4 protein-coding genes are annotated in these 7989 nt (G+C 74.0%); 3 read left to right on the forward strand and 1 reads right to left on the reverse strand.

Going from position 1 to position 7989, the window contains the following annotated elements; translation table 11 throughout:
- Window positions 1–183 precede the first annotated feature (183 nt).
- The gene (locus ACFW2E_RS35415) at window positions 184–771 is read left to right on the forward strand and encodes a hypothetical protein (RefSeq protein ID WP_384472654.1); all 588 of its coding nucleotides are present in this window, start codon (window positions 184–186) and stop codon (window positions 769–771) included.
- Window positions 772–802: 31 nt separating this feature from the next.
- On the opposite strand, the gene ACFW2E_RS35420 is transcribed toward ACFW2E_RS35415, so the two are convergent.
- Window positions 803–6007: a CHAT domain-containing protein gene (locus tag ACFW2E_RS35420; RefSeq protein ID WP_384472657.1), complete on the reverse strand. Its 5205-nt coding sequence runs from the start codon at window positions 6005–6007 to the stop codon at window positions 803–805.
- A gap of 284 nt (window positions 6008–6291) precedes the next feature.
- Between ACFW2E_RS35420 and ACFW2E_RS35425 the strand changes: the two genes are divergently transcribed.
- Window positions 6292–7011, forward strand: a complete 720-nt coding sequence (locus ACFW2E_RS35425; protein WP_384472660.1) for a DUF3168 domain-containing protein — start codon at window positions 6292–6294, stop codon at window positions 7009–7011.
- Between the two features lies 1 nt (window position 7012).
- The gene (locus ACFW2E_RS35430; protein WP_384472663.1) at window positions 7013–7696 is read left to right on the forward strand and encodes an RES family NAD+ phosphorylase; all 684 of its coding nucleotides are present in this window, start codon (window positions 7013–7015) and stop codon (window positions 7694–7696) included.
- The last annotated feature ends 293 nt before the right edge of the window (window positions 7697–7989 follow it).

The raw sequence follows: 7989 nt of genomic DNA on the forward strand, positions 1-7989 counted from the left end.
GAACGGGTGCTCGGGGACCGCGACCCGAACACCGCCTGGCTCCACCGATCCTGACCGCCCCACCGGGCCGTCCCTCCCCAGCCCAAAGAGGGTGGTACGCCCCAGGTGCCCTTTCCGCCCGCATGCGTGACCGCCATGATGGTCCGGAACGCATCGGGACGACGAAGAGTCGAGGATGTGCGCGTGGGGGAGACGTGGGGGCCCTTACTGGTGGCCGTCGTCGGTGTGCTGGGGACCCTGGGGGCGGCGCTGGTGACACAGGTCCGGGCCGACCGCATCAAGCTCGTCGAACTCGACACGATGCGGCGGCAGCAGCTCGAGGACCGCGCCCACGCCGAGCGCACGCGGACGGTGGAGCGCGCCGAGGCACGGGAACTGGAGAACCTGGAGCGCCGTCGTGCCTGCTACATCTCCTTCAACACCGCCGCCCGGCAGTACCAGACCGCCCAGGTCGGTCTGGTCCACGCCATGAAGTCCCGCACGGACGTGGACGGTTGCCTGGAACGCCTCGAAGCGTGTCGCACGGCCTTCCGGGCGTGCTACGCCGAGGCCCAGATGCTGGTCCCGGCGGCCGTCCTGGAAACCGCCGCCGTCGTGAGCCGCCGCCTCAACGGCGGCTACGGACTGCTCAAGCAGCTCCTCGCCGCCTCCGCCCCGGACGACCGGACGGCGCGGGACTGCGAGGAGCGGGTGCGCACGGCGTGGGGGCTGCTCTCCGCCCTGCGGGAGGAGATGCGCCGCGACCTGGGCATCGGCGGGTCCACCCCGTGAGCGGCCCGGACGGCGGCCGGTCCGAGCGCTCCTACTGTCCGTGATGGGCGAACGCGGCCCACACCTCCAGTTCGTCGAGACGGCGCTCGTCCGCATTCCGTGTCAGATGTTCGTGCCGGGCCAGTTCGGGAGGCAGCGTCCTGTCCGGGTCCAGCATCCACAACTGGGCCGCGCGGAGCGCGTCCCGGGCCGGCTCGCCGCGCTTGAGGTGGTGGTGGAGCACGAGCATCAGCAGGGTGGTGCGCGGGTCGTCGGCGACCGCCCAGCGGGAACCGACGACGGCCGTCGCGCCCGCGCTGAGGAAGGCCGTGGACAGGGTGAGCGCCTCGTCGTGATCGCTCAGGGTGAGATCGCTCGTGCAGTTGGCGAGGACGACCGTGCCCCCCGGCATCCGGGGGTCCCGGCCCGCGGCGCCCGCCAGGACGTCCGTCACCGTCATCGTGACCCCGCGCGCGGCGTCGAGCAGGAGGACCGAGTCGGTGGGGGAGGGGGCCGAGTCGGCATGGCAGTTGATGTGCAGCAGCGCCGTGGGGACGGCCCCGCGGCCCGGCAGGAACGGTTCCAGCGACCCGGGTTCGGCCGGCAGCGGCGGGGAACTCGGCGCGATGTCGTCGGAGTCGGGGTACCGGCCCAGTCCGCCGATCACGGTCGCCTCCGGATAGAGCGACCCGACCAGGGCGGCCTCCCGGTGCATCGTCGGTGAGCCGCCCGGGTCGGCGACCACGGCCACCGACCCCGCGCCCACCGGCGCCCGGGGCCGGTCGGCGACCTCGACGAGCTGACGGGCCGTGGCACAACTCGAGACGACGGCCCGCTCACAGGCGTACACCGCTCGGTCCGACGGTTCCGGGCACCGGGCCGCGTGCCAGGGCACGATGCCCAGCGCGCCGACCGGAGCGAGGACGAGACAGGGCGTCCGGCCGGGCCACCACCGGGCCGCGGCGGACAGCAGCGGTCCCATCGCCGCCTCGCCCGCCCAGGAGCACAACGAGTCGAGCGCCTCGTGCCACTCGTCTTCCAGCCGCAGGAGCTTTCGCCGGTGCAACTCGTGCATCACCTGCGGATGGTGCGGGGCGGGCCGGTTCTCCTCGCGTCCGGCCTCCTGGAACGCCCGCAGGGCCCGGACGTACGCGGCCAGTGGTCCCGTCGAGGGCACGGTCAGCCCCGGCAGCCGCAGTGCGTGCACCGCTCCCGTGGCGGTGACCACCACCGCGTGCCCCGGCTCCGTGGCCTCGCCGGGCACCAGATAGGCCAGCGCGTCGTTTCCCAGCCTCCGCAGGGCCTGCCCGACCTGGCCCGGATGCGGGGCGGAGACGAGACGCTTCTCGGCGGCGCTGCCCGCGAGCGCCTCCAGCACCCGGCGGCGCAGGCCGTCGGGCACACTGCGGTGGTCGTCGCCCGAGGAACTGACCTCCCAGCGCCGGGCCAGATCCAGGTGCCCGCCTTCGCGCAGCAGTTCGGGGACCGTGACGCTCACCGTCGCGGAGTTGAGGACCAGACCGCGACCGAGCTCCAGCGCCTCGAACGCCGACTCGGGCAGTTCGTCCGCGAGGCTCCAGCGGACCAGCCGCAGCATGTCGGCGGCCACGGTGCGGGCCGCCTTCAGACCGTGTCCCGCACCGGACTGGAGGAGGACGGCACGGCCGTGCGTGGTCAGGGCGGACCTGGCCGTCGCGAGCGACTCCCGGCGGTGTTCGCGGTCCCCGGGGCCATGGGCCCGGTGGGCCTGGGAGAGGGCCCTGATGAGCACGACGGCGAAGGGGTCGCCCGGCGTCGCGTTGAGCACCACCCACGCCTCCCCGAGCACCGCCACCGACCGGCGCAGGTCCGCGCGGTCGCCGGTGCGCAGATGCCGGGTCAGCAGCAGGATGCCGAGGCCGTACAGACAGCGGCTGCGCGAGCCGTGGAATTCGTGCGGGCCGCCCTCGGCCGCCTCCCGGAGCAGGTCGATGCCCTGGTCGAGCAGGTCCCCCGGCCCGGCCTCGGGCCGAGCGGGCGGCAGCCCCTCCGCGCCCTGGCCGGGCGGATGGCCGTCGGTACGGACGAGGAGGCACAGCGCCGCCGCCGACCGCAGGAGAACGCCCGTGCGGTGGGAACCGGCGGCCGGGCATTCCCTGGCGATGCCCATGAGCGCGTCGACGGCTCCCCGCAGCGCGACGGCGTCGCCCTTGTCGCGCGCCTGCTCCAGCTCGCACCAGGCGAGCTCCGTGCGCAGGGCCGGAACGCGAGGGTGCTGCGGCGGCAGCGCGCGCAGCGCCGCACTCAGCATGGCCGGCGCGTCGGCGCCCGCCGCGTCCGGCAGACCCCGGCCCGAACGCGCCCGCACCAGCAGGGCGGTGCCCGCGGCGGCGAGCAGCTCGGCACGGAAGGGCGCGCCCCGCCCCTGGGCGCCGGGCCGGAACAGACGCGCGGGAACCCGAGGGTCACCCGCCGCCGCCAGCAGGTCGCCGAGCGGCGGTACAACAGCGTGTTCCGGGGTCCGCTCCAGCAGGGAGCCGTACGCCCGCACGGCCGCGTCGAGATCTGTGTGGTCACCCAGCATCAGATGACGGTCCAGAAGCAGCCGGGCCAGGAACTCCGCGCACCGGTCCGCCAGCGCCGGCCGCGGGCCCGAACCGGCGGCGTCCCGCGCCTCCAGCGCGGTCAGCGCCTGCCGGATCAGGACGACGGCGGAGTCCAGATCCTGACCGTCGCGTGCGCGCAGCCACTGGCGGTGGTGCAGCAGGGCCAGTGTCGCGGCGGCCTCCGCGCTCAGGGGCTGCGCCGTGCCCACCAACTCGGTGACGCGGGCCGAGGGCAGCGCGAACGGGTCGGGCGAGCCGTCCCCGAGCAGAACGGCCGCCGCGAGGTCGAGCACCGGCGCTTCGGCACGTGCCCCGGCCGGCGTCGGCGGCACCCCGCTGGCGCCGGGCTCCGCGGCGCCGGGACCCTGAGGAGACGGCGTGGCGGTACCCGGCCGTGGGGCGTCGCCCGCGGTGCCGGGGGCCCGCAAGAGCCACCGGATCAGTTCCCGGACGTCCCCGGCCGCGTTCTGCCGCAACGCCCCGTCCAGCATGTCCCGCAGCGGTGCGCCAGGGGGCAGCTGGTCGCGCGCCTGCCGCAGCGCGTCCGTCGTCGCCGCCCGTTCCGCGGCGGTGGCCGAACCCGCCTGGACGACACGCAGACCGAGAGCGCCCGCGACCCCGAGCATCGCCACCCGCAGTCCCCAGGCCTCGTGGACGACCCGTTCCGCGGCTTGCCGCAGCTGGTTCGCCCATACCCGGCAGTCCTCCGTGGACGGCAGGTCACCGGGAGACCGGAGGACTTCCACCATGACGGAGAGATGGACGAAGACTGGCTCCTCCCGCACGGCGGAGGAGGAGCCCAGCATCGAGGAGAGCAGCTGGAGGTCGTCCTCGACGCTCGGGAAGCCGGCCACGTCCGGCAGCGATGCCTGCCCCGGCCCGGCCCCGGTGAACGGCTCGGCGAACCACACCTGGTACATCAGGGCGCTGAGGAACGCTCCTTGGAAGTCCTCGTCCCGCATCCCGCTCTGCTCGGGCAGCCGCTCCAGGGCGACGCGCAGGAACCGCAGGGCCTCGCGCAGGACGGTGTGTTCCACCGTGGGCAGCCGGCACGCGAAGTCCAGCAGCAGCGCCAGGCCGAGCATGCCGTGGGCGTACAGGTGCAGTTCGTCCTCGTGGTGGTAGAGGCCGACTCCCGTGCGCAGCAGGGCGATGGCTTCCCGCAGGTCCGACACCACCTGGGGGGTGGTGTGTTCCAGGGACAGGTTCGGATCGGGCCCTCCGGTGACCAGGGCGATGTTGCCCAGGTCGTACGAGAGGGGAAGACCGCGTGCGACGGCTCGTTGCGCCAGGGTGATCGCGGCCTTGAGCACCAGCTCGGCGCGGTCGGTGTCGTCCGGCCCGATCAGCCGGGTGAGTTGCCGGGCCCGGGAGGCGAGCCGGTCCACGCCCTGATCGGTGAGCAGCCCCTCCGACTGGTCCAGCCACAGCACCTGGACGAGGCCGGACAGGTTCGCCACGAACTCGTCGTCGGGGGCGGCGGGGTCGGAACCGGTCGTCCCGTCCTCCGCGAACGCGGCCCCGGTGACCTCCGGGCGCGGCGCCAGGACCTCCTCGAACAGGGTGGCCGCCGCGGCACGGTCCTTCGCCGGGGCGGGGTCGCCGGGACGCCGGGCGGCGCGGTTCTCCTCGGAGCGCAGGCACAGGACGAAGGCCAGCCGGCCCTTGACGTCGAGCGCGGTCCCGGGCCGGAGCGCGGGGTGGGCGAGTGCCCCGCGGTACCAGTCGACGGCCGTGCCCTGGGCGTGCGAGGTGGTGGCGAGGTCGACGAGGAGATCGCACAGGTCGGCCCCGAGCTCCGCCGCGTCGGCGCCCGCCGGTCCGTCGTCGGTGAGCAGGTCGCGCAGGAGGTCCAGCAGGGCGACGACCTCCGCGGCGGCCCGGTCCCTGACCGCCGGGGACGGGTCGTCCTGGACACGGTCGTACAGCTCGATGGCCGACAGCTGTACGAGGTCGAAGGTCACCGGCGGCACCAGGTCGGGGTCGAGATCGTCCGCATGGCGCGCGGTGCGCAGCAGGCCGAGGGCCGTACGGCGGTCCGCGAGCCGCTCCGGGGTGAAGTGGTCCGGGCCGCGCGAGCGGTCCGACAGCACCAGGCCCAGGGCGGCCCGGCACCGGGTCGGGTCGGGCACGAGCGGAGAGTCCGGCTCCGTCAGGACGCCTCCCAGGAGACCCGCTATCCGATCGGCGTCGCCCGATCGCGGCTCGCCCGGCTCGCTCAGACTCCAGCGCGTCGTGAGGTTCAGGGCCAGTTCGCAGGAGAGCTCGACGCGTTCGCGCCGGGCGGGCGGCTCGGGGTCGCCCGCGGCGGCGGAGGCGGCCTCGTCCTCCGCCGCCCAGGCGAGCAGGGTGTCGAGCAGGTCGATCACGGCGTCCAGGTCGTGGGCGCCGCGTCCGTACGCGTAACGGATCTCCGCTGCCCAGAGGGACACCTCGGACAGCCGGCGGAGCTCCTCGGGCCCGGTCGCCGAGCCGCGTAACGCGCACAGGACGTCCTCCGCCTCCGTCAGCGCGGCCAGGGCCCGCTCCACGTCCGCGCCGGCCGGTCTCTCCCCGGCCGCCGGCCCCTCGGCCGACTCCGCGGCCAGTGCCTCCTCGGCCAGTCCGAGGAGGCGGACCGCCAGGTCCACCCGTTCCTCCCGGCCGCCGCCCCCGCCGGTGGCGTCCGGCACCGGGGGGCCGTGCCGGCCGGCGCCGGCGCCCGTCCCGTTCGTGCTCGTCTCCCCGCCCCATTCCGCGCACGGGTGTTCGTTTCCGTATGTGTTCCGCCCGCCGGGTTCCGGTTCCGCGGTCTCTTCGAAATGATCACCTGAACCATGAATACCGGTGCTCATGGTCGCCCCCTGCCCGCATCGTGAATTGCGGCCCGCCCGAATCTGCCGTCGTGGCAGTCCAATTGCCAAAGGAACCGTAGCTCACTAGCGTACGTCTCCGTCCGTATTCCGGGAGGGGGGCCATGGAAGAGTACGAGCAACGGCTAATCGCCGCGCTGGTGTCGGAACCACAGGCGATACGGGAGAAATTGAGGCCGGCGGACCGGGAACAACTCGACGTCCTGCTGGATCTCGTGGCCGAAGGGGGAGACGAGCGCCGGCTGAGGGCGGTCACCCGGGCCGTGGCGGCGCATCTGCGCACGGCCCTGCCCGACGCGGAGCGCGGCGCCGTCGGCAGGCGCTACACCGCCGCGTCCACGGCGCAGGCACCGCACGAGGCGCTCGTGGCGTACATCTCGCCGGGCGGCGCCGCGAACCCGGTCGGCGGCACCGCGGGTCCGGCCCCGCACGGGGGCGCCGGGGAAGGCGGCGCCGCCCCGGTACCGGCCCCGCAGCGGCGCTGGGCCTCGGCGCGGGACCGGCTCCTGGCCGAACCCGCCCTCACCGCGGTCGACTTGAGGGACGCCTTCGGCGTGGATGCCGACGGCGCGGAACTCATCCGGCTGTGGTCCCGGGAAGGCGTCGAACTGCTCCCCGCCTTCCAGTTCGACGGCGAAGGGCGGCCGCGCCCCCTCGTGCTGACCATCAACGGCCTGCTGGGCGCGGCCCTCGATCCCTGGGGTGTGGCCGACTGGTGGCTCGGCCCCAATCTCTGGCTGGACGCCGTGCCCGCGACCCTGCTCGGCGTGGGTCTGGACGACCAACTACTGGCCGCCGCCGGTGCGGTGGGGGAGGAGGACTGACATGGCCCGTGGTGCGAGGCTGCCGGAGAAGGGGACGGCGGAGCCCCGGCGAGTCGTGTGGCAGGCCGGCAAGGTTCTGTACCGGGTTCACTCCCGCAGGCGTGACGCCGACCGCTTCAACACGACCGTGCAGGACCATCACTTCGGCGGCGCACGCTTCGACAGCACCCCGAACGACGAGTACGTGTATCTGTACGCGGCTCCCCGGCCGGTGACCGCGCTGGTCGAGAGGCTGGTCAGGGACCTGAGATTCGACGGAATGGGCAATCCCAGGATCCTGCCGCGCAAGGAGGTGGAGGGCAAGAGGCTCTCCCAGGTCCGACTGGCCCGTGATGTGACGCTGGTGTCCCTGCGCAGCGTCCCGGACCTCAACGCCGTCCAGCAGAGCGACAGATGGCTGGTCGACTCCAACGCCTCCGAGTACGCCTTCACCAGGCGCTGGGGCCACTGGCTGCGCGCGGAGGCGGACTGGGCGCAGGGCTTCGTCTGGTCGTCCCGGCTCGATCACCCCAACGAGTCGCTGGTGCTGTTCGACAGCCGCGCGGACAGCGACCTCGTCGAGACCACCGGCGAGCCGCCGCGGGAACTGGACGACCCGGACGGTCTGCGGTGGCTGGGCGGCAAACTGGCGAACTACCACGTCGAGATCGGGCCGCCCGGCGGCGCGCACGCCTCCTGGTCGTGATCCGGGCGCCGGACGGTTGCGGTCAGGGCGTGTTCCGGGTTTTCTCCCCGGAATCGCCCGGAACCGCTTCGGCGCCCGTGGCGGCCGTGCATAATTTTGTTCCGGCGGCCATGTCCCGTCCGGGCGCAGCCTCCGCATCTCCCAGGCGCCCCGACGTTTTCTCTCGACGATTTGATTCACACGTACCCGCCTGGCCGTGCGCCGAATTCGGGAATGAAATCCTCGGCCGTCCCGGAATTGCCGAGCCGCTTTCCCGGTGGACACGGCAGCGCCGCCGCACCCCGCTTTCCACG

Source organism: Streptomyces sp. NPDC058964 (genome assembly GCF_042741275.1).
Lineage (GTDB): Bacteria > Actinomycetota > Actinomycetes > Streptomycetales > Streptomycetaceae > Streptomyces.

Excerpts from the sequence above, each read along its gene's own strand:
- ACFW2E_RS35430 (WP_384472663.1), top strand. The coding sequence starts at position 7,013 with ATGGCCCGTGGTGCGAGGCTGCCGGAGAAGGGGACGGCGGAGCCCCGG.
- ACFW2E_RS35425 (WP_384472660.1), top strand. The coding sequence starts at position 6,292 with ATGGAAGAGTACGAGCAACGGCTAATCGCCGCGCTGGTGTCGGAACCA.